This is a genomic window from Duganella hordei, assembly GCF_040369125.1.
In the GTDB taxonomy this organism is placed as follows: Bacteria; Pseudomonadota; Gammaproteobacteria; order Burkholderiales; family Burkholderiaceae_D; genus Rugamonas; species Rugamonas hordei.
The window spans coordinates 165540-187952 of sequence record NZ_BPWI01000001.1; the positions used below are offsets into that span (position 1 = coordinate 165540).

Here is a 22413-nt window from a genome sequence, read left to right on the forward strand (position 1 = left end):
GCGCAGTCGCGCCGGGCCGCCGTCAAGCTGGCGTCTTTTAAGGCGTGGGTGCGAGGGCCTGCTGGATCAACCGGGCCGCATCTCCATCATGGCGGAAGCCGGCGGCCAGCGCGGCCGGCGTGCGCAGCGCGGGGTAGCGGCCGAACAGCGCTTCGATCCGCGGGTCCGGCTGATGGCTGATCAGCTGTCGGCAGCGCGCACCATAGCGCTCCACCAGCGCCGCCAGGAGCTGCTCCATGCTGAGGTGTAGTACGGGCAGTTGCCAGCAGCGCGACGCGGGCGCTTCGGCGGTGCTCATCGCCGCCGCGTGCAGCAGGTTGTCGACACAGCAGGGCAGCGACATCCACCAGGCGGTCGCCTGCGCCGACACCGGACAGACATACGGCTCGCCGGCCGCCAGCCGGTGCATGACGAGGCTCATGAAGGCCGAGCCATGGCCCGTTTCGGCCGCCGGCCGGGCGACGATGCCCGGCAGCCGCAGGCTGACCGCGTCCAGCTCGCCGCGCCGGCTCAAGTCGGCCAGTTCGATTTCCGCCATCAGCTTGTGGGCGCCGTAGCTGATCGCCGGCCGGGCAGGCTGGTCTTCATGCACCGCGTCCGCGCCGAGCGGACCATAGACCGCGACCGAACTGGCAAACACGAAGCGTGACGCACGCCGTTGTTTGCGGCCTTGCGCGGCCAGCCGGTGGGCCAGCGTCAGCGTGGCCTGCAGGTTGACCTGGTAGCCCAGCGCGTGTTCGCGCTCGGCCAGAGAGCCGGGCACGCTGGCCAGGTGGAACACGATGTCGGCCGGCAGGCGCAGCGCGTCATCCAGCACGGCGGGATCGCCGAACGAGCCGAGGACCCGTCGTGTATTCGGGCCGGCCGGCGCGCTGTCGAACGATTGGTCGATCAGCGTCAACTGATGCTTTGGATCTTCCTGCAGGCGGCGCACCAGCGCGCGGCCGACAAAGCCGTTGGCGCCGGTGATCACGATATGACTCATGCCGCGCGCTCCGCGCGTACCACCTGTTGCTCGATGACGCCGAACGGACCGTGGCCGCCGCCGGGCCAGCGCGCCTCCATGCGGACCTTGTCGCCAAAGCGCATGAAGCCCGTGCGGGCGGCGCCCTGGTCGATGATTTCGATCACGCGCCGCTCCGCGATGCAGGCCGAACCCGCAGCGCGGCTGGCGTTCGATACGGTGCCGGTGCCGATGATGGTGCCGGGCGTGAGCCGCCGCGTGCGCGCCGCGTGGGCGATCAGGTCGCCGAAGCCGAAGCTCATTTCGCCACCGTGCGGCTGGCCGAAGCGCTCGCCGTTCCATTCCACTTCCAGTTGCAGGTGCACGCGGCCGTCCTGCCAGGCGTTGCCCAGTTCGTCGGGCGTGACGGCCACCGGGGCAAAGCTGGTCGACGGCTTGGCTTGCAGGAAGCCGAAGCCGGTGCGCATTTCGCGCGGGCCCATGGCGCGCAGGCTCCAGTCGTTCAGCTGTACCACCAGCCGCACCGACGCCAGCGCTTCGGCCGGCGTGCTGGCCATCGCCACCGCGTCGACGATGACGCCGAATTCGCCCTCGAAGTCGATGCCGTCGGCTTCGCTGGGCAGCGGCACCTTGTCGTGCGGGCCGAGGAAGTCGTCGCTGGCGCCCTGATACATCAGCGGAATGGTGTCCAGGTCGGGGATGGGCGGGGTGTCGAACGCTTGCGCCATCAGGTGGGCGTGATTGAGGAAGGCGGAGCCGTCGCACCATTGCGGGCTGCGCGGCAGAGGCGCCGCGCAGAGGCAGGGTTCGAAGGGCTGGCCGGCCAGTTGGCCGACGTTGAGCGCGTCGTAGCGCTCGCGCAGGCCGGCCTCGACGTCGTTCCAGTGCCGCAGCGCGTACAGCAGGGAAGGGGCGAGGTCGCCGGCTTCGACGCAGCGGGTCAGGTCGCGCGAAACGAGCAGCAGGCGGCCGTCCAACGTGCGGTCTTGCAGGGTAGCGAATTTCATGGTCAGTGTCTGTATGTTGGTTGAGCTCAGCGCGCCGCGAGCGCGGTGGCGATGGCTGGATCGTAGGCACCGTCGATCAGCATGAACAAGATGCGGCAGGGCCGCTGCGAACGGTTGGCCCAGGCATGGTTGGTGCCGCGCTGGATCACCACACTGCCGGGATGCAGCTGCACTTCGGAGTCGTCGAGCACCAGCGTCAGTTCGCCTTCGATGACGATGCCGTAGTCGACCGACTCGGTGCGGTGCATCAGCGGGTGCGGCGAGTGGGCGCGTACCGTCGATGCTGCGGCGTCGCCGACCTCGGTGAAAGCTTCTTGCATCCGTGCCGCACCATGTGCCAGGAATTCGGCGGTATCAGGCGGGATGTCGACGAAACGCAACCGCGTGCCCAGCTTCGGCGGCGGCAGCGTCAGCGGGCCGGTGGTGGGATCGGGGCCGTTGTCGGCCGGTGCCGGCGTGGCGGCCGTGCTCCAGACTTCGTGGAACACGGTGCCGGGTATGGCCGACAGTTCGACCACGGTGGGCAGCGCGCCCTCAGTGCTGACGATGGCTTTGCCGGCTGCGTCATGGCCGGTGACGACGCGGTGTATCGGGGGGAAGGTCATAGGGGAACTCCAGTTTCTATCATCAGGAAAGCACGACGGCGCGGCGGCGGCCGGCCTGCGCGAAGCAGTAGACCGCAGCGATGGCCAGCAGTACGGCGGCGCTGCCAAGCACCCCGTAGCCGGCGTGCTTGACCAGGGTGCCGCCGAGCACGGGGCCGATGGCGGCGCCCACCATCAGCATGGCGGGCGTGGCCGACAGCGCGCGGCCGCCCGGATCGAGCTGCGCCACCAGTCCGAAGGCGAAGGTGTGGGTGAAGATCATCACGGCGGCAAACATGGCGCCGGCGACGGCGTAAGGCAGGTAGCCTGTGCTGCCGGCGATGGTCACCGCCAGCGCAGCCTGCGCCACCGGTCCGCCCAACACCACCAGATGCGCGGGCCAGCGCCGTTGCAGCAGCGCCGCCAGCGGCGCCGGGATCAGGTTGACGAAGCCCAGCGCGATCAGCACGCCGGTGACGGCGGCGGGCGCGAAGCCGCGGTCCGCGCCTATCCGTTCGAGGAAGCTGAACATCATGGCCTGCACCAGTCCCATGCAACTGATGCCCAGCGCGGCAAACCAGACCGCCGCGCTGATGCCGCCGGCGCCGGCGGCGTGACCGGTCCGGGCGCCGGCGGCGGGGACGACAGGACCCGCAGGAAAGGCGACGGCCGTGACCACGGCTGCCACCAGCATCACCGCGGCGAACACGCGGAACAGCACCGGGCCGCCGCCGGCGGCCACCAGGACGGGCGTCAGGCCGAGGAAAACGATCGCGAATATGCCCAGCGCCATGCCGGCCAGCGCGAACATGCGGTGCGGATTGCGGCCGCGGCCCATGGTGCCGTGCGCCATGCTGAGGGCGCTGCCGGCCGCCGCGCCGGCCAGCGCGTGCAGCACCGCCATCAACGTGAAGTCGCTGGTCAGGGCCGTGGCGAAGAAAGCGATGCCGGCCAGCGCGAAGCCGCACGGCGCCACCACATTGGCACGCAGCCGGTGGAAGCGCGGCGCGCATACCAGGCTGCAGCCGACGGCGCCCAGCAGGAACAGCGTGGCCAGCGCGCCGGCCCGTTGCGGGTCGAAGCCGTAGCGGGTGATCAGCGTGCCGACCCATACCGGCAGCGCCACCAGGTCCACCATGCCGGCGCAGTGCGCCACCATCAGAGCGATGCGGCCGGGCCAGCGTTCGTCAAGCTTGTCGTGATTCTCCATGGCAGGCTCCCGCGCTCAGATCGGCGCGGCCAGCGCCATGTGGGTGTCGCGCATGATCTGCGCGTGCTCGGCTTTGTCGCCGCCGGTGATCTCGATCTCGCCCAGCCGGCCCGAGTTCTCCACCACCATGCGGCAGCGCTCCCAGCGCCGCGCCTCGAACTGCGTCAGCGCCTGCTCGACGCTGGCGGCGCTGCCCAGTTCCTCGGCCAGCACGATGGCGTCCTCGATGCCGATGCAGGCGCCGGAGGCCATGTGCGGCGTGGTGGCGTGCACGGTGTCGCCGATCAGCACCACGCGGCCGCTGTGCCATGGCTGCCGCACCAGCAACTGCTCCAGCGGGCGGTAGACGATCTGCGAGTCTTCGTTGAGCGCGGCGCGGCACTGCTGCATCAGCGGCGCGGAGAAGGGCGCCAGCAGCTCGGACAGCATGGACGCGAACTGCTTCGGATCGATCTGCACGTTGTCGGCGCGGTCTTCGGTGACGAACAGGTACATCTGGTCGCGCGAGACCGGATTGACGCCGGTCTTGATCTTGGGGCCGACCCACATCATGGCCCGTTCCACTTCGGCTGGCCGCGGCAGCACCGCGCGCCACACGCACTGGCCGGTGTACTGCGGCTGCGACGCTTCCGGCAGCACTGCCTCGCGCACCTTGGAATACAGGCCGTCGGCGCCGATCACCAGGTCGTAGTTGCGCGTTTCTCCGTCGGTGAAGGTGACCTCGACGCCGTCGGCGTGCTGGCGCAGCGCGGTGAAGGTGCAACCCAGGCGCACTTTGGCGCCGCTGGCGATGGTGGCGTCGGCCAGTATCTTGGCCAGCACCGGACGCATGATGGCGCCGCCGCCGGGGATTTCGGGTCCGGCCAGGCGTGGCGTCGGCAGCACGGCGATCTGCTGGCCATGCGGCAGGAACAGGTCGACGTCGTCGGCGGCCGAGCCTTGCGCCATGAATTGTTCGAGGATGCCCAGTGTCTTGAAGGCGCGCAGCGTAGCGCCGCCCAGGCTGATGCCGGCACCGTAGGAACGCCAGCCGGGATCGATCTCCGCCACCTCCACGGCCAGGCCCTGCTTGCGCAGCTGGATGGCCGCGGCCATGCCGGAAAAGCCGCCGCCGATGATCAGGATGTTTTGTGCAGGGGATGTCATGTGGGTCTCCATTGGTTCAATGATTGTTGTTTTGCGATGCTGTGGGCCTAGTGTGCGGATTCAGGCCTTATTTGTAAAATTGATTAAATGCATGGCTTATATCGATACGATCGATGGCTGTGGTGCCTGGAACAGCTGTACCAGGCCGACCAGCCGTCCCGCTTCGGTGCCGAGCACGGTGGCGGTATCGACCGACGCCGCGCCCATGGCGGCGTTCTGCTGCGTCATCGCGTCCAGCTGGCTCAATACGGTGCCGATCTCGCGCAGGCTGGCGTTCTGCTCGATGGCGGCGCTGGAGATGTCGCTGACCAGCGCCGCCACGCCGTCGCTCATCGTCATCAGCGTGTCGGCGTTGGCGGCCGCATGAGCCACCTGCGCGCTGCTGGCGGCGATGCGGCTGTCCGCCTCACGGCTCAGGCTTCCGATCTGGGTCGCGGCGCCGGCGGCGCGCTGGGCCAGTGTGCGGACCTCGGCCGCGACCACCGCGAAGCCGCGCCCATGTTCGCCGGCGCGTGCCGCCTCCACGGCGGCGTTCAGCGCCAGGATATTGGTCTGGAAGGCGATGCTGCTGATGATGCCGACAATGTCGTCGATCTTGCGGGTGGCCTGGCGGATGCCCTCCATGCCCGCCGTGACCTGCGCCATGGCGTTGCCGCCGTCCTGCGCCTGGCGCCGCACGCTGTCGGTCTGCGTCTTCGCCAGCTGGGCCGCCTCGGCGCTGCGGGTCACCATGGCCGACAGGTCGAGCATGGCGGCGGTGGTCTGGCGCAGTCCCGATGCGGTTTGCTCGGTGCGTTCGGACAGTTCGCGGCTGCTGACGGCGATCGCGCTGCTGGCGCCGGCGATCGCATCGGCCGAGGCGTCCAGCCCGCCGACAATACGGCGCAACTTGTCCTGCATGCCGCCGATCGCGCCCAGCAGCCGTCCCAGTTCGTCCGCGCGCCGGACCTGGATCGCCGACGCCAGGTCGCCGCCGGCGATCGATTCGGCCACCCTGGTCGCCTCGGCCACCGGCACCGTGATGTTGCGCGCCAGGCCCAGCGCCAATGGCAGGCTGGCGGCAGTCGCCAACGCCAGCGCCGACAGCAGCAGGGTGCGGGCCTGTTGCGCGCGCTGCCTGGCCTGCAGGTATACCGCCTCGTTGCTGCGGCTGATCCGGGTGACGATGGCGGCGATGCGCTCGCGCCATTGCTGCTCCGCGCGCTCGGTCTGCAGCAGCAGGGCGAACGCCGCCTCGGCGCCGGCGCCCTGCACCACCAGATCCATCGCGCGCTCATGCACCGGGGCGATTTCGGCGCGCACCGCGCGGATGGCGGCCAGCTGGCCGGCCAGCGTGGGTTCCTCTTCGCCGGCTTCGGCCGGCAGCGCCGCCAGTTGGGCCTCGGTGCGGTCGTAGCCCGTCTTGGCTTGACGCAGCAGCGCGGATTGCGCTTTCAGGTCCTCGGCATCGGTCATCGGCAGCAGCGTGCGTTCCTGCATGCCGATGTCCAGCAGCGCGGTCTGCAGCCGGTGCGCCAGGTCGGCGCGGCGGGCGTCGCGTTCGACGATGCGCTGCAGCTGGTCCGACGCCGATTGCAGGTGCCACAGCGCCAGCACCGTGGTGGCGCCGAACAGCAGCATCAGCGCTCCCATGCCCAGCAGGAGCCGGGGGCGCAGGCCGAGTTGGCGCCGCTGCCCTTGGGCGGGTCGCGGCCGAAGCAGCGCCAGGGGCAAGGGCCGGCGCCAGCGTATTGGTTTCATGTGGTCTCCTGCTTTTTTTATTGTGGATCGCCGGCCAGCCAGACTTCGCCGGCGGCGTTGACGGCGATGGTCACCGGCGTCAGCGCCTGGCCCAGGCACGGGCCGCGCACGCAGGCGCCGCCGTCGATCTCGAACAGCGCGCCGTGCGCGGCGCAGACGATGTGGCTGCGCTCAGCGTTCAGATAGGCGTGCCGGCGCCACGCCATCGGCGTGTCGCCGTAGTGCGGGCACAGGTCGCGGTAGGCATGCAGGCGCCCGCCCTGGCGCACCACCAGCACGCTGTCCTGGCCGCTGCCCAGCGGGTCGAAGCCGCGCGCTTCGCCGTCGGGCAGTTCTTCCAGGCGGCACAGCAGAAGGTCGGAGGCCTGCATGGCGCCCCTCCTAGTGCGCGGCTGGTGGACCGCCTGCGGCGCCGGGAGGCGGGCCGGATGGCGCCCACTTGTCGCGCGCCTGGAACAGGAACAGCTGCGAGGCGTCGGCGCTCATCGGCACGGTGCGCGGTTGCCAGTCGGCGTCGTGCAGGTCCATGTCGGCGTCGTACTCGACGTGACAACCCAACGGGCTGTTGAAGTACCAGAACCAGTTGGAGCCGAACTTGTGGCGGCCCGGCCCCCAGAACGACTGATAGCCCTTGTCGACGAAGCGGGTGCCGGCCTGCATCAATTCGCTCGGTCCGCCCAGGTGGAAGGTGAAGTGTTCCACGCCCTGCATGAACGGCGGGGTCTTGATCAGGAACAGGGTGTGGTGGTCCAGCGTGCCGGCCGGCTGCAGGAAGGGACCTGCGCCGCCCAGGCGGTCGGTGCAGCGGAAGCCGAGGCGCTCGATATAGAACGCTTCCGCCTTGTCCGTATCCGGCACGAAGTAGACCACGTGCGACAAGGTGCGCGGCTGGATCACGGCTTGTTCGCTCGCCGCCACCACGTTGGCACCGCGTTGCGCCGGAGCGCCCGGCGCGTTGATGGTTTCCGCCGCCAGCGAAATGGTCCGCCGCACGCTGACCTGGAAGCCCAGCACGAAGCCCGAATCGTCGGTGCTTTCGATCGAGCCGTCGGGCAGGCGGCGCACTTCGCGGTCCTTGCCCAGTTCTTCGGCGATGGCGCCCAGCGTGGCGCTGTCGGCCACGCCGTAGACGGTCTTGCGCAGCATGGTGCGGGTCGGCAGCGGCGGCGGCAGCGAGGCGTCGTCCTGGTGGGCGATGACGATGGCGGTGCCGTCCAGCGCTTCGAAGCGGCCGCCGGCGGCCGTGACGCCGACCGGCGTCAGGCCGTAGTCGGTCAGGTACTGGCTGCAGGCGGCGACGTCGTCGACGCCGAAAACGAGTGCATCTGGTCCGATGATATTCATGTGTGATTCCTTGTGGTTAGAGGGATACTCGCCCGCCGAGGGTCTCGGCGACCCAGTCGGCTATGTAGGCGCCGGCATTGGCGGAGTTGTCGAAGCTGGAGTGCTGCACGCCGCCTTCGCGTTCGGTGAAGATCTTCAGCTCGCGTTTCGGGCTGTTGACCAGCTGTTCGTAGGTGCGTTCGGCCCAGTGCAGCGGGATCTGCGAGTCTTTGCTGCCGTGGGTGACCAGGAACGGCACCTTGATGCGCTCGATCACGCCGTCCAGGTGCACGTTCTCGGCGATCTTCATGAAGTCGTCCATGTCCTTCGCGCCCCAGACCCACTGCACGTGTGCCCAGTAGTGCGGCACCGGGAAGCTGCCTTCCTTCTGCAGGCGCTTTTTCTGCACGTCGCGCCAGTCGTGGTTGGCGCCCCACACGACGCCGCAGGCGAAGCGCGGCTCGAAGGCCACCGCGCGCGGGCAGTAGTAGCCGCCCAGCGACACGCCTTCGCAGCCGATGCGCTTGGGATCGACGTCGTCGCGCGTCTCCAGCCAGTCGACCACCTTGCTGGCCCACACCTCGGTGTTGTAGACGGCCGTCATGCCGTGCAGGCGCAGGGCTTCGCCGGTGCCCGGCTGGTCGATGATCAGCGAGGACACGCCGCGCTGTGCCAGCCAGCGCGGCAGGCCGACGCGGTATTTCATCTCCTTGGTCGAATCGAGGCCGTTCAGCTGCACCAGCAGCGGCGCGCGGCCGCTGACGCCATCGGCCCGCACGTACAGGCCGGAGATGTGCGCGTCGCCGTAGGGGATCTCGACCCGCTCGCAGTTTTCGCCGGCCAGCGCGATGCCCTTGGCGAACACGTCGAGGAAGCGCCGGTACAGCGCGACGCGGCCCTCCGCGCCGTGGGCCTGCAGGCGCTCGGCGGTCAGGTAGTAGGTGGCGGCGCGGCCGTACTTGTCGCCGGCCGAGATCAGGCGGCCGCGCGCCTCGTCTTCTTCGGCCAGTTCGCACAGCTTGTCGGCCATGCGTACCCAGGTGGCGCGGAACGCTTGCGAGCCGGCGGCGTCGGGCTGTTTTGCGGCCTCCTGCAGCGGCGCGCACATCTCCTGGATCTCGCCCATTTTGGCGCCCATCTCGATGGCGAGATTGACCGAGAGATCCCAGACGTAGTTGGTGGGGAAGTAGCGAAACATTGATGCTCCTTTTGGTTAAAGCGGTTTGGCTGCTGGCTTGAGCAGGAAGTGGGACAGGGCCGGCACCAGGATCAGCGCGCCGAGCATATTCCACAGGAACATGAAGCCCAGCAGCAGGCCCATGTCGGCCTGGAACTTGATCGGGCTGAAGACCCAGGTGATGACGCCGATGGCCAGCGTCACGCCGGTCAGCATCACCACCTTGCCGGTGAAAAGCAGCGCGCGGTAGTAGGCGTCCGACAGGCTGGCGCCCTGGCGCAACTGGCCCAGCGTGATGCTGAGGATGTACAGCGCGTAGTCGACGCCGATGCCCACGCCGAGCGCGATCACCGGCAGCGTGGCGACCTTGACGCCCATGCCGAACACCACCATCAGCGCCTCGGCCAGCACGGAGGTCAGCATCAGCGGAAGCACCGCCACCAGCACCGCGCGCCAGGAGCGGAAGGTGATGAAGCACAGCAGCACCACCGCCGCATACACCAGCAGCAGCATGCGGCGCCACGCCTCGTGCACCACGATGTTGGTGGCGGCCTCGATGCCTGCCGATCCCGCCGCCAGCTGGAACTGCACGTCCTTGCTGTTGTTGGCGGCGGCGAAGGCTTCGACGTGGGCCACCACGCGCGCCAGCGTGTCGGCCTTGTGGTCGCGCAGGTAGGCGTAGACCGTCAGCAGGTTGCAGCTGTCGTTGTACAGGCCGCGCGGGGCGCCGGCGGTGACGGTGTTGAGCATGTCCTGGTTGGGCAGGAATTCATACCACTTCGGGTTGCCCTCGTTGAGGCCCACCAGCACGCGGCGGTTCAGCAGCGCCAGGCTGTTGCTGCTCTCGACGCCGTCGATCTGGCGCAGCTGCCATTCCAGCGCGTCGATTTTGTTGAGCGTGTCGTATTGCGAGCACTGGCCGTCCGGCGTCTTGACCATCACCGCCAGCACGTCGCTTGAAGCCCCGTAGGACGCGCTGAGCGCGGCGACGTCGCGGTTGTAGCGGCTGTCGGCGCGCAGCTCCGGCGCGCCCGGATCGAGGTCGCCGATCTTCAGCCGGGTGCTGAGCGCGTAGCCGCCCGCGGCCAGCAGCAGCGCCGCCACGATGGCGCCGGTGGCCCAGCGGCGGCCGGTGAATCGGTCCAGCAGCGCCCACAGCGGATGGCGCGCCTGGCCGGAGGCCTCGGCCGCCTCGGCGCGCAGGCTGCGCGCGGCGGCGTCGGCGCTGACGCCCGTGTAGCTGAGCAGGATGGGCAGCAGGATCAGGTTGGTGAAGATCAGCATGCCCACGCCCAGCGAGGCGGCGACCGCCAACTCGCGGATCACGGCGATGTCGATCGTCGACAGCACGGCGAAGCCGACCGCGTCGGCCAGCAGCGCGGTCAGCCCGGCCAGGAACAGGCGGCGGAAGGTGTAGCGCGCCGCCACCAGCTTGTGCATGCCGCGTCCCACGTCCTGCATGATGCCGTTCATCTTCTGGGCACCGTGGCTCATGCCGATGGCGAACACCAGGAAGGGCACCAGGATGGAGTAGGGGTCGAGCGCGTAACCAAGCATCGGCAGCATGCCGAGCTGCCACACCACCGCCACCAGCGACGCCAACACCACCAGCGCGGTCGAGCGCGAGCAGCGGGTGTACCAGTAGACCATGGCGGTGGCGATGGCGACCGCGATGGCGAAGAACACCAGCACCGCGCGCACGCCGTCGATCAGATCGCCCACCAGCTTGGCGAAGCCGGTGATGTGGATGCGCACGCCCTGTTGCTCGTACTTGGCGCGCAGCGCTTCCAGCCGCTGGGCGAACTGGCCGTAGTCGAGCGCCTTGCCGTCGCCGTCGCGCACCAGCAGCGGCACGTAGATCACGCTGGAGCGGGCGTCGAAGGCCACCAGCTGGCCGATCTCGCCGGAACGGGCGATGTTGGCCTGCAGCTGCGCCAGGCTGGCGGCGCCGCCATCGTCATAGCCGTCCGGGATCACCGGGCCGCCTTCCAGCCCGTCCTCGGTCACGCCGACCCAGCGCGTGCCGGGCGTCCACAGGGACTTCATCTGGTTGCGCGCCACGCCGGGCAGCAGGAACACTTCCTCGCTCAGTTTGCGCAGGGTGTCGAGGTAGGCGCGGTCGTAGATGCTGCCGCGCGGATTGTCGACCGCGATGCGCACCGCGTTGCCCAGCCCCGTCAACTCGGCCTGGTTGGCCAGGTAGTTGCGGATGTAGGGATGGTTGGCCGGGATGGTTTTCTCGAAGCTGGCGTTGATGCTCAATTTGGTGGCCTGCCAGCCCAGCAGGGCCGTGACCAGCGCGCAGGCGAACATCACCAGCAGGCGGTTGTTGAACAGCAGCCGTTCGACCAGCGAACCGGAGGCACGGTCGAATTGCGTCAATTGTTCGGACATGTTCATGGTTTCGCTCCCGGGAACGGCGCGGCCACCGGCATGATGCCCTGCATGGTCAACGCCAGCAGCTGGCCGTTGCGCAGATCGAGTACGCCGTTCAGCGGCGGCAGCGGCGCGGCCGGGGAGGGCGCCAGCGCCTGTCCCTGCACGGTCAGCAGCAGGCCGGCCTGGTTGGCGAACAGCAGCGAACCGTCGGCGCGGATGGCCGACGCGGTGATCGATACCGGCATCGGGCTGGCCAGCTGTTGCCAGCTGCGGCCGCCGTCGGTGGAGCGCCAGGCGTTGCCGCGCAATCCGGCCAGTACCAGCTCATGGTCGTTGGCCGCCGGCAGTTCGGCGGTGAAGAAACTGCCCCGGTAGGGCAGCTCCAGGCGCCGGAAAGTCCGGCCGCCGTCAGTGGACAGCAGCGCCAGTCCGCGCTCGCCGCCGATCAGGATGGCGTCGCCGCCCCGGCGCACCGTGTTCAGGTGCAGGCCCTTTGGATTGTCGATGCGGTCCATCCACGAGGTCCAGGTGCGGCCGCCGTCGTCGCTCCCGAAGGCCAGGCCGTAGGCGCCCACCGCCAGCATGCGGCCGCCGCCCAGCAGGCAGACGTCCAGCAGCGGCTTGTCGGCGCCGTCGGCCGCCAGCCGCTCGGCCTCGCGGATGGCGGCGTCGTTGTCGCGGGCCTTGGCCGCCGCCAGCGCCAGCGCGGCGATGCGCTGCCCATCCAGCGTCGCCTCCCAATGGGCGCCGCCGTCTGCGCTGGTCAGGGCCACGCCCGCGTGGCCGACCGCGACGCCGTGCTGCGCGTCGGCGAAGCGCACCGCCGTCAGCGTCACGCTGATCGGAGCGGCGGCCTGGCGCCAGTTTTTACCCTGGTCGTCGCTGAGCAGGATGATGCCGCGCTCGCCGACGGCGATGATGCGCGTCCCCGCCGTGGCGGCGCCCAGCATCACGGCCTGCGCCGCATGCTGCGCCGTCACGGCCGGCCGCAGCCGGGCCGCCGCGACGGCGCCGGGCGGAGCGTCCGGCGCGCCGGCGGCACATGCCGGCGCGGCACCCAGCGCCAGTGCGCAGTACCATGCGCACTCCAGCAGATACGTTTTCATCGACATCAGCGCGCACCTTCGCCGGCCATGGCGTCAGGGGTGAAGACGCTGTCCTGGTAGCGCGGCTTGAGCGGATACTGCGCCGGCTTCGCGGTGTACAGGTCGCCCACGAAAGCGGTGCCGGAGACCAGGTCGGTGAAGCCGAAGGCGCCGATCACGGTGCCCGGCAGGTCCGGCGCGACAAAGGTTTGCGACCACAGCGTCTTCCACAGCTGGCCGTTGGCATCCCAGCGGTCGCCCAGCACGCAGTTCCACGTGTCCTCGTCGCAGTAGTAGCGGCTCTTCGGCGCCTGATGGCGCTGGCCGGCGCGCAGCGCGGCCTCGACCACCCACACGCGGTGCCGTTCCCAGCGCACGTGGTCGGGATTGAGGTAGGCCTTGCCGATTACCTCGGCGTCGGTCTTGGGCTGCAGCAGCTTGTTGCCGTTGTAGGGGATCAGCATCTCCTGCTTGCCCACCAGCTTCCAGTCGAAACGGTCGGTGCGGCCGGTCCAGGTTGCGATCTCGTCAAAGCTCATCACGCCGGCGGTGGATGGCGTGGGCGTGTCGCAGCACGGATTCGGCAGCTTGCGCACGCGGCGCTGGCCGGTCAGGTAGACCCAGGCCTGGTCCTTGCTCGGATCGATGCTGTCGCGGCCGACGATGGCTTCGCCGGCGCGGATCGGGGGACCGGAATTGATCAGGCGGATCAGCCAGAACTCGTTGGCCTTGGTGAACTGCTCCAGTGAGCCTTCCTGGAAGTAGTACGGCATCTGCAGATCGGCGGTGCCGCTGGTGGTCAGCACGGCCTTGCCGTCGGCGGTCAGCTGGTACTGATTGAGCGGGGCCTGCCAAGAGGTGCCGCGCCAGCGCAGCAGGTGGTTCCACATCACTTCCGCGCCGGTCTTCGGAATGGGGAAGGGGACGCCGCCGTAGGCGCCGCTGACCACGTCGCTGGCCAGCTTGGCGCGGGTGGCGTTCTTGAAGGTGTTGTCATACACCCACTGCGGCGCGGCGGCGGTGCGGTGGGTCTGGTAGACGTCGAGCCGGTAGTCCGGATATTTTTTCAGCATGGCCTTGGTGCCGTCGGTCAGCACGCCGGCATATTGGTCGGCGTTTTTGCCGGTGACGACAAACAAGGGTTTCTCGTCCTTGAACGGATCGCCGCGGCGGCCCCCCGGCTTGTCGCCGGCGATCGCCGTGGTGTAGCCGCCGGTCCAGGCGGGGATGCTGCCGTCCTTGTTGCCGGCCTTTTCGGCGCCCAGCGGCGTCAGTTCGGTTTTCAGCTTGGCCGCTTCCTCGGGCGTGACGGCGGCGGCGGGCAGCGAGGCGGCCAGCGCGGCCAGCGCCGCCAGGGCGGATATCAGGCGTGGGTGTTTCATATGGTCTCCTGTGTGGTTATTAGAAGGTGCGGCGCAGCGACAGCGCGAGGTAATCGCGGTCGGCCAGCGCGTTGCCGCTGCTGTAGACCGGGGCGCCATTGGTCAGCAGCGGGCGGTAGTTGACGAAGGGTTCGGCCTTGCCCAGGTATTTGTTGTAGCTGATGGAGAACTGCCACACGCCCTGGTAGGTGCCGTCCAATCCCAGCGTGGCGGTGCCGCTATGCTTGGCGCCCCAACCCAGGCCGGTGACCGAGGAATTGCCGTCGACGACGTAGCGCAGGCCGAGCGGCACGTTCAGGTCCAGGCCGGGCAGCGCCTGGCGGTAGCTCGGCGTGTAGATCACTTGCAGCGCCGTGGCGTCGCGCGTGCGCAGACCGTCCATGGTGTGGAACGGATCGTCCTGCGACAGCGCGCGGTTCCAGGCCAGCTCGCCGATCAGCGACGATTCGCGCGCCAGCCAGTTCGGGCTCAGGGTGCTGAGCCAGGACAGGTTGAGGTGCGCGGTATGGCCGGTGGCGTAGGCCGGCGCGGGCTGCACGTTCGGATAGACCACGTTCTGGTTCGTCAGCGGCATGTTGTTGCGTACCGATGCCTCCAGCGCCAGGCTGCTGTTGCCGATCGCGTGGGTGGCGCTGACGCCCCAGGTGGTGATCGCCTCCGGGAAGATGTAGTACCAGCTGCCTGGGGCGGCGCTGGTGACATTCAGCTGCGAGTAGAACTGGCCGGCCTTGTCGTGGTAGCGCGCGGCGTAGAATCCGAGGTCGGTCTCGTCGAGACGCCATTTGAGTTGGGCGCCGAACTGGCCGCTGTTGGACGGGCGCTGCGCGGCGCCGGGCAGCAGCACGCTGCCGTTGATGAACTCCGGCAGCGTCGAGCCGCCCCAGATATTGTTGGCGGTGTTGAAGTAGCTGCCGGCCGGCGCCATGCGGTCGGCCTCCCAGCGGAACTGGTAGTAGGCGCCCAGGCTCAGGTCCGGGCTCAGTTGCAGCTGGCTGGAGACCTGCGGCACCGGCCGGATGATTTCCTTGAACTGGGCGTTGGGCGAGGACTGCAGCTTCATCACGTCGATCGGCCCTTGCGCGCGGGCGATGCCGTTATCGCCGAAGAACAGCGTCTCGCCGTACACCAGCGCGTGCTGGCCCAGGCGCACGCTCAGCTTGTGGCCCGGGCTCAGTTCCCAGCCGCCGAAGATGAAGGCGTCCAGCACCTCGGCCTTGCGGCCGGCCAGCTTGCGGGTGGCGTCGGGCATGGCGTTGTACGGCGTCTGGCCGTTCAGGGTGTCGCTGGCGTCGGTGCTGCCGCCGTAGGCCTGGTCGTACCAGGCGGCGCCGCTCAGGCGCAGGCCGAAGTCCTTGCGGTAGACGGCGTCGAATTCGCTCAGCAGGTCGACCCGCTTGGAGACCCAGCCCTTGTTGCGGAAGTTGTCGTCGCCGGCGTTGAAGTTCAGCGCCTGCGGGAAGGCCGATGCCGGCACGCCCGGCACCAGTTGGCGGGTGCTGTCGACCAGCAGCGGATTGGCGTCGTGCTGGCGGTACAGCGCGCTGGCCTTGACTGTGTTGTCGAAGCGGATGCTCCAGTCGGGATTGGCCAATTCGATTTCGGCGGCGTGGCCGGCGCCGGCTGCCAGCGCGGCTGCCAGCACGGTCAGGGTTTTGTTCATCTGGGTCTCCATCGTTGTTTTTTGTTTGGAGTGCCCAGTTTGCCGATGCCGGCTATATGTGTAAAATTGATTGTATGCATTCGAAGTATCGATACCATGGATACATTAAAAACAGGGAGACCGCATGCGCTTCAACAAGCTGGATTTGAATCTGCTGGTGGCGCTGGACGCCATGTTCACGCTGCGCAGCGTCAGCCGCGCGGCCGAGCAGCTGCACATGAGCCAGTCGGCGCTCAGCAGTTCGCTGGCGCGCCTGCGCGACTATTTCGACGACGAGCTGCTGGTGCAGGTCGGGCGCCACATGGAGTTGACGCCGCGCGCCGAGGTGCTGCAGGAAGCGGTGCGCGATGTGCTGGTGCGGGTCAATACGACGATCACGGCCACGCCGCACTTTGATCCGACGCAGTCGGACCGCGAGTTCCGCATCTTCGTGTCGGACTTTTCGATGGCGGTGCTGGTGCCGCACTTGCTGGCGCTGGCGCAGGAGCAATCGAGCACGGTGCGCTTCCACCTGCTGCCGCAGACGCGCCAGCCGCAGCGCACACTGGAGCAGGGCGACGCCGACCTGCTGGTGATCCCGCAGGATTACTGTTCGCGCGATCATCCGACCGAGCCGCTGTTCGAGGAGCAGTTCTGCTGCGTGGTGTGGAACGGCAGCCGCTACGCGGCGGCCGGCGAGATGACGCTGGACGCCTACAAGGCGGCCGGCCATGTGGTGATGCAGCCGCCCGGCATGGACCGCACCTTCGAGTACCTGTTCATGGAGGGAACCGGCATCACGCGTCGGGTCGAGGTGACGTCGTTCAGCTTTCTGGGGGCGCCCTACCTGGTGGTGGGCACCGAGCGCGTGGCCACCGTGCACCGCCGGCTGGCGGGCGTGGTGAGCCGCGGCCTGCCGCTGGCGCTGCTGCCGATGCCGATGCCGATGAAGCGCATGGAACAGGTCATGCAGTGGCACAAATACCGCAGCCAGGACCCGGGCCTGGTGTGGCTGCGCGAACTGCTGCACCAGGCGGTGCTGCGCATGGATGCCGCCGCCCTGGGCGGAAATACCTAGCGCCGATCGGCGGCGGGGGCCGCCTCTAGCGCGGGGCGGCGATCGTATCGAAGCGGTGGATGGATGGGATCGACACAAGTGATTGTACAAAGGCGGCTCGCGGCGCTTAGCATAGGCATCCAATCACTGAAAGGAACTCCATGCCGCGCCGTTTCGTCGACCTGTCGATCTATCTTGAAAATGACGTGCTGTCCGATCCGCCCATGCTGGCGCCCAAGATCGAGTACCAGAGCCACAAGGAGACGCTGGGCGAATTCATGCATCTGCTGCCCGGCACCAAGCCGGGCGATTTCCCGGACGGCGAAGCCGCCGCCGCCGAGTGGGTGCGCCTGACCACGCACAGCGGCACCCATCTGGACGCGCCCTACCATTTTCACTCGACCATGAACCGCAAGCTGGGCGAGGCGGAGCGCTCGATCACGATCGACGAGGTGCCGCTGGAATGGTGCTTCCAGCCGGGCGTGAAGCTCGACTTCCGCCATCTGCCGGACGGCCACGTGGTCAGCGCGGCGGAAGTGGAGGCGGAACTGGCGCGCATCGGCCACACCCTGCAGCCACTGGAAATCGTCGTGGTCAACACCCGCGCCGGCAGCCGCTACGGCCATCCCGACTACGTCAACGCCGGCTGCGGCATGGGCTACGAGGCCACCATGTACCTGCTGGAACGGGGCGTGCGCCTGACCGGCACCGATGCCTGGAGCTGGGACGCGCCGTTCAGCTTCACCGCGCAGAAGATCCAGGAAACCGGCAACGTGGGCCTGATCTGGGAAGGCCACAAGGCCGGCCGCGACATCGGCTACTGCCACCTGGAGAAGATGCACAACCTGGAGTCGCTGCCGCCGACCGGCTTCACCATCAGCTGCTTCCCGCACAAGATCCGCGCCGCCTCCGCCGGCTGGACGCGGGCGGTGGCGATCTTCGAGGAGTAGGGCGCGGACCCCGGCTTCTTATTTGCCGGGGTCTTTCTGGTTGGCGAACTGGTCGAATTCGACGTTGTAGAGTTCATTGCCGATCTTTTCAACCTTGCGCACGTAGACCGTCTGCACGATGTCGCGGGTTTGCGGATCGATGGCGATCGGTCCGCGCGGGCTGTTCAGCTTGAGGTTCTTCAGGATGGCCATGGCCTGGTCGCCGTCGATCTTGCCGTTCAATTTGCGCGTCACTTCATAGATCGCCGCCATGCCGTCATACGCCGCCACCGCCATGAAATTGGGACGGCCGGCGCCGGGATTGGCGCTCGCAAAACTCTTCAGGAAGGCCGCGTTCTCCGGCGACTTGTGCGCCGCCGAATAGTGGAAGGTGGTGATCACGCCCAGCGTGGCGTCGCCCATGGCCGGCAGCACGTGGTCGTCGGTCAGGTCGCCGGTGGCGATGACCTTGATGCCGGCTTCGGCCAGCCCGCGCTCGCGGTAGCCTTTCATGAAGGCGATGCCTTGCTCGCCCGCCGGCACGAAGATGAACACCGCGTCCGGCTTGGCGTCCTTGATGCGCTGGATGTAGGGCGCGAATTCCGGATTGCGCAGCGGGACGCGGATCGCCTCCGTCACCGCGCCGCCGCCCTTGACCAGCTCATTCTTGAAGGCCGCTTCGGCGTCGATGCCGGGGCCGTAGTCCGCCACCAGTGTCACCACTTTCTTGATGCCGTTCTTTGCCGCCCACGTCGCCATCGGCGCGGAGATCTGCGGCAGCGTCATCGAAAAACGCGCGATGTAGCTGGACTTGGTGGTGATGATCGACGTCGCCGCGTTCATGACGATCATCGGCTTCTTCGCCTGCTCGGCGATGGGCGCGACGGCCAGCGCCTCCGGCGTCAGGCCGAAGCCGGCCAGGAAGTCGACCTTGTCGCGCACCACCAGTTCCTGCGCCAGCCGCTTGGCGATTTCGGGCGAGGGGCCGGTGGTGTCCTTGTAGATGATCTCGATCTTCTTGCCTGCGACGGTGGCGCCGTTCTGCGCCATCCACGCCTTGATGCCGCCCTCCATCTGCTTGCCGTAATCGGCGAAGGGACCGGAGAAGGCGGCGATCACGCCGACCTTGATGGTGTCCTCGGCTTGCGCAAGCGGCATCGTCGACCACGCGGCGGTGGCGAGTGTCGCAATTGCTACAAATTTTTTCATCGTCATGCTGGTCTCCTGTGTGCTTCTGTTTTCTCTATGAAGAATGGCCCGGCGCGGCGTGTGTCGGCGACGACGGGCTTCAATTCTGCCACGCGGCGTTTGTTGACAGCGCAACGCTTCATGCATAGTATCCAATCTATGTGCGATTAACAACCTATTGTTCGATAATCGCACATCTTAAAATAACGACTGTCACATAACAGGAGACTGGAATGAAGAACGCAATCCGATGCGCCGCGGCGCTGTTGGCCGGGGTCAGCGCGTCCGCCGCCATGGCGCAAAGCAGTGTCACGGTGTACGGCCTGGTGGATACTGGCCTGGTCCGCACGACCAACGCCAACGCCGCCGGCGCCAGCATCACCAAAATGCCGTCGCTGACGGGATCTTTCCCTTCGCGGCTGGGCTTCCGCGGCAACGAGGACCTGGGAGACGGCTTGCAGGCGGTGTTCACGCTGGAGATGGGGCTGTCGATGGACACCGGCAACATGGGCCAGGGCAACCGCCTGTTCGGCCGCCAGGCCTCGGTGGGATTGAAGGGCGCTTTCGGCACGGTGACGCTGGGCCGCCAGATCAATATGACCTATCTCGCCGGGATCAAGGCGGACGTGCTGGGGCCCAACCTGTTCGCGATCGGCAGCATCGATCCCTATCTGCCGAACGCGCGCAGCGACAACGCCATCGGCTACCTGGGCAACTTCAACAACTTCGTGGTCGGCGCCACCTACAGCACCGGGCGCGATTCGTCGGCCGCCGGCGGTCCCGCCGCCACCGGCTGCCCTGGCGAAGTGGCCGGCAATGCCAAGGCCTGCCGCCAGGTCACCGGCATGGTGGGCTACGAGACCAAGGAATTCGGCCTGAATACTTCCTACGACATCATGTACGGCAACGTCGGCGCGGCCGGCGGCCTGACCAGCAGCGACAACAGCGACAAGCGCATCACCGTCAACGCCTATGCGATGGTGGGGGCGGCCAAGATCGGCGGCGGCGTGGTCGATCGCACCACGCGCGCGGTCACCGGTCTGACCGAATCGGATCTGTATTTCCTGGGTGTGAGCTATCCGGTGACGCCGTTGTCCACGCTGGACGTGCAGGTGGCGCGCCGCGACACCAAGAACAGCAGCTCGGACGTGGACATGGTGGTCGCGCGCCTGACCTACTACCTGTCGAAGCGCACCGCCGTGTATGGCGCATTGGGCCGCATGAAGAACTCCGGCACGTCGGCGGTGGCGCTGGACGCCGGCGGTACCGTGGGTGTGGGCATGACGCAGAACGGTGTCATGGCCGGCCTGCGCCACAGCTTCTAAGGCAGCAGTATCGAGAGTTCCTGGGCGCCGCGCAGCAGCACGGGCAGGAACTCTTTTTCCAGTTGCTTGACGCTGACGCGCGACGCCTGCGCACCCACGTTGAGCGCCGCCAGCACCGTGCCGGACGCGCCGCGCACCGGCACGGCGATGGAACGCAATCCCAACTCCAGTTCCTCGTCGTTGATGGCGTAGCCGGCCTGGCGCACGCCGGCCAGGATCTCGCGCAGCCGCTTCTGGTTGACCACCGTGTTTTCCGTCATCGGCCGCAGCGCGGTGCGGGCCAGGTACTGGTCCAGCTCCGCCGGGGGCAGGTGCGCCAGCATCACGCGGCCCAGCGAGGTACAGTAGGCGGGCAGGCGGCTGCCGGTGTTCAACGCCACCGACATCACGCGCGAGGTGGCGGCGCGTGCCACGTAGAGCACCTCGTCGTCATCCAGCACCGCCAGCGAACTCGATTCGTTCAACGCGCGGCTGATGTTGTTCAGATAGGGTTGGGCCGACACCGTCAGCGGCGTCGACGACAGGTAGGAATAGCCCAGCGTCAGCACCTTGGGGCGCAGCGAGAAATTGTTCAACTCCGCATCCACGTAGCCCAGTTCGCGCAGCGTGTGCAGGCAGCGCCGTACGGCGGCGCGCGGAATGCCGGTTTTCTGGCTGATGTTGGCGATGGTCTGCGGCTTGCGCGAATCGCTGAAGGCGCGCACCACGGCCAGGCCGCGCGCCAGCGAGGTCATGAAACTGGGATCGGTCAGCGCGTCGATCTGCTCGGAGATGCTCGGTTCGTGCTCCGGCTCGGCCTCGGCGACGCTGGTTTTGGGTTTGGTGGTCTTGGACATGGCGTGATTTTAATGCAGCCGGCGGGTTCGATAGGTGTTTTTTTGTTGACCGCGGCGAGCTTACGTTGCTACACTGAGTGTGCGGTAATCAATCATTAGTTCGATTATCGCACAATGAACAGAAAAGGCAGGCATATGATCGACAAAACATTTGCATCACTGGAGCACGCCGTGGCTGACATCCACGACGGCGCGACGGTCATGATCGGCGGCTTCGGCAACGCCGGCATGCCGTCCGCGCTGATCGACGCGCTGATCGCGCAGGGCGCGCGCGGGCTGACCATCGTCAACAACAACGCCGGCAACGGTGAAACGGGGCTGGCAGCCCTGATCAAGGCCAGGCGGGTGCGCAAGATCATCTGCTCCTTCCCGCGCCAGGCCGACTCCCATCATTTCGACGCGCTGTACCGCGCCGGCGAGATCGAACTGGAGCTCACTCCGCAGGGCAACCTGGCCGAGCGCATCCGCGCCGCCGGTGCCGGCATCGGCGGTTTCTTTTCGCCGACCGGCTACGGCACGCTGCTGGCGGAGGGCAAGGAGACGCGCCTGATCGACGGCCGCCACTATGTGCTGGAATCGCCCATCCACGCCGACTTCGCGCTGATCAAGGCGCTGCAAGGCGACCGTTGGGGCAACCTGGTGTACCGCAAGACCGCGCGCAACTTCGGCCCCATCATGGCGATGGCGGCCAAGACCACCATCGCCCAGGTGCGGCAGGTGGTGGCGCTGGGCGAACTCGATCCCGAAACGATCATCACCCCCGGCATCTTTGTCCAGCGCGTAGTGAAGGAGGCGGCATGACCAACAAATATACCCGCGACCAGATGGCCGCCCGCGTGGCGCAGGACATACCCGAAGGCGCCTACGTCAACCTGGGCATAGGCTTGCCGACCAAGGTGGCCGATCATCTGCCGGCCGAGCGCGAAGTGTTCCTGCACAGCGAGAACGGCCTGCTGGGCATGGGCCCCGCGCCGGCGCCCGGCGAGGAAGACGAAGACCTGATCAACGCCGGCAAGCAGCCGGTCACGCTGCTGACGGGCGGCGCCTACTTCCACCACGGCGACTCCTTCGCCATGATGCGCGGCGGCCACCTGGACGTGTGCGTGCTGGGCGCCTTCCAGGTGGCGGAAAACGGCGACCTGGCCAACTGGCACACCGGCGCGCCGGATGCGATACCGGCGGTCGGCGGCGCCATGGACCTGGCGATCGGCGCCAAGCAGGTGTTCGTCATGATGGAACATCAGACCAAGGGCGGCGAGAGCAAGATCGTCAGCCGTTGCAGCTATCCGCTGACGGGCGTGGCCTGCGTCAACCGCATCTATACCGACTTGGCCGTGCTGGACGTGACGCCGGCCGGCCTGGCGGTGCGCGAGATGGCGCCGGGATTGACTTTTGAAGAGCTGCAGGCCGCCACCGGCGCGCCCTTGCTGCCGCTGAAATAG

Annotated in this window: 20 protein-coding genes; 5 read left to right on the forward strand and 15 right to left on the reverse strand. The window is 67.8% G+C overall.

The genetic code is table 11. From position 1 onward, the window contains the following. Positions 1–37: 37 nt before the first annotated feature. The 13 genes from ABWW33_RS00655 to ABWW33_RS00715 all read right to left on the reverse strand — a co-directional run bounded on the left by ABWW33_RS00655 (position 38) and on the right by ABWW33_RS00715 (position 15657). Positions 38–985 (reverse strand): NAD-dependent epimerase/dehydratase family protein, encoded by a 948-nt coding sequence (locus tag ABWW33_RS00655; RefSeq protein ID WP_353397742.1) that lies wholly within the window; start codon positions 983–985, stop codon positions 38–40. Next, entirely contained in the window at positions 982–1971 is a 990-nt protein-coding gene (locus tag ABWW33_RS00660; protein WP_353397745.1) for a fumarylacetoacetate hydrolase family protein, read from the reverse strand. Before ABWW33_RS00660 ends, ABWW33_RS00655 begins: the two co-directional genes overlap by 4 nt. Positions 1972–1997: 26 nt before the next feature. Then, positions 1998–2576 (reverse strand): cupin domain-containing protein, encoded by a 579-nt coding sequence (locus ABWW33_RS00665; protein WP_176650271.1) that lies wholly within the window; start codon positions 2574–2576, stop codon positions 1998–2000. Positions 2577–2598: 22 nt separating this feature from the next. Further along, positions 2599–3765: an MFS transporter gene (locus tag ABWW33_RS00670; RefSeq protein ID WP_353397747.1), complete on the reverse strand. Its 1167-nt coding sequence runs from the start codon at positions 3763–3765 to the stop codon at positions 2599–2601. 15 nt (positions 3766–3780) lie between these two features. Continuing rightward, on the reverse strand, positions 3781–4911 hold the full coding sequence (locus ABWW33_RS00675; protein ID WP_176650273.1) for an FAD-dependent oxidoreductase: 1131 nt from the start codon (positions 4909–4911) through the stop codon (positions 3781–3783). A gap of 96 nt (positions 4912–5007) precedes the next feature. Continuing rightward, positions 5008–6651: a methyl-accepting chemotaxis protein gene (locus tag ABWW33_RS00680; protein ID WP_353397750.1), complete on the reverse strand. Its 1644-nt coding sequence runs from the start codon at positions 6649–6651 to the stop codon at positions 5008–5010. A gap of 17 nt (positions 6652–6668) precedes the next feature. Further along, on the reverse strand, positions 6669–7022 hold the full coding sequence (locus tag ABWW33_RS00685; protein WP_176650275.1) for a Rieske (2Fe-2S) protein: 354 nt from the start codon (positions 7020–7022) through the stop codon (positions 6669–6671). Between the two features lie 10 nt (positions 7023–7032). After that, a complete protein-coding gene (locus ABWW33_RS00690) occupies positions 7033–7995 on the reverse strand; it encodes a VOC family protein (RefSeq protein WP_353397753.1) in 963 nt (320 codons plus the stop codon). 16 nt (positions 7996–8011) lie between these two features. Continuing rightward, positions 8012–9172: an alpha/beta hydrolase family protein gene (locus ABWW33_RS00695; RefSeq protein ID WP_353397756.1), complete on the reverse strand. Its 1161-nt coding sequence runs from the start codon at positions 9170–9172 to the stop codon at positions 8012–8014. Positions 9173–9187: 15 nt separating this feature from the next. Continuing rightward, the gene (locus ABWW33_RS00700) at positions 9188–11551 is read right to left on the reverse strand and encodes an efflux RND transporter permease subunit (RefSeq protein WP_353397758.1); all 2364 of its coding nucleotides are present in this window, start codon (positions 11549–11551) and stop codon (positions 9188–9190) included. Then, entirely contained in the window at positions 11548–12642 is a 1095-nt protein-coding gene (locus ABWW33_RS00705; protein WP_353397761.1) for a YCF48-related protein, read from the reverse strand. The genes ABWW33_RS00700 and ABWW33_RS00705 overlap by 4 nt, the downstream gene beginning before the upstream one ends. Beyond that, complete coding sequence (locus ABWW33_RS00710) at positions 12642–13997, reverse strand: DUF1329 domain-containing protein (protein ID WP_176650280.1); 1356 nt, start codon at positions 13995–13997, stop codon at positions 12642–12644. The genes ABWW33_RS00705 and ABWW33_RS00710 overlap by 1 nt, the downstream gene beginning before the upstream one ends. A 19-nt stretch (positions 13998–14016) precedes the next feature. Beyond that, positions 14017–15657: a DUF1302 domain-containing protein gene (locus tag ABWW33_RS00715; RefSeq protein ID WP_353397764.1), complete on the reverse strand. Its 1641-nt coding sequence runs from the start codon at positions 15655–15657 to the stop codon at positions 14017–14019. Between the two features lie 124 nt (positions 15658–15781). Between ABWW33_RS00715 and ABWW33_RS00720 the strand changes: the two genes are divergently transcribed. Both ABWW33_RS00720 and ABWW33_RS00725 read left to right on the forward strand, forming a co-directional pair. Beyond that, positions 15782–16714 (forward strand): LysR family transcriptional regulator, encoded by a 933-nt coding sequence (locus ABWW33_RS00720; RefSeq protein ID WP_353397767.1) that lies wholly within the window; start codon positions 15782–15784, stop codon positions 16712–16714. Between the two features lie 140 nt (positions 16715–16854). Beyond that, a complete protein-coding gene (locus ABWW33_RS00725) occupies positions 16855–17643 on the forward strand; it encodes a cyclase family protein (RefSeq protein WP_353397769.1) in 789 nt (262 codons plus the stop codon). A gap of 18 nt (positions 17644–17661) precedes the next feature. Here ABWW33_RS00725 and ABWW33_RS00730 read toward each other — a convergent pair whose 3' ends face one another. Continuing rightward, complete coding sequence (locus ABWW33_RS00730; protein WP_353397772.1) at positions 17662–18837, reverse strand: ABC transporter substrate-binding protein; 1176 nt, start codon at positions 18835–18837, stop codon at positions 17662–17664. A 206-nt stretch (positions 18838–19043) separates the two neighbouring features. Here ABWW33_RS00730 and ABWW33_RS00735 point away from each other — a divergent pair, with 206 nt between their 5' ends. Beyond that, entirely contained in the window at positions 19044–20135 is a 1092-nt protein-coding gene (locus tag ABWW33_RS00735) for a porin (protein WP_353397774.1), read from the forward strand. Here ABWW33_RS00735 and ABWW33_RS00740 read toward each other — a convergent pair. Further along, positions 20132–20971, reverse strand: a complete 840-nt coding sequence (locus tag ABWW33_RS00740) for an IclR family transcriptional regulator domain-containing protein (protein WP_116988973.1) — start codon at positions 20969–20971, stop codon at positions 20132–20134. The two genes, ABWW33_RS00735 and ABWW33_RS00740, sit on opposite strands and share 4 nt — an antisense overlap. A gap of 135 nt (positions 20972–21106) precedes the next feature. Here ABWW33_RS00740 and ABWW33_RS00745 point away from each other — a divergent pair, with 135 nt between their 5' ends. Together ABWW33_RS00745 and ABWW33_RS00750 are read left to right on the forward strand one after the other, a co-directional pair. Then, complete coding sequence (locus tag ABWW33_RS00745; RefSeq protein WP_353397777.1) at positions 21107–21772, forward strand: 3-oxoacid CoA-transferase subunit A; 666 nt, start codon at positions 21107–21109, stop codon at positions 21770–21772. Next, complete coding sequence (locus tag ABWW33_RS00750) at positions 21769–22413, forward strand: CoA transferase subunit B (RefSeq protein WP_176650287.1); 645 nt, start codon at positions 21769–21771, stop codon at positions 22411–22413. The genes ABWW33_RS00745 and ABWW33_RS00750 overlap by 4 nt, the downstream gene beginning before the upstream one ends.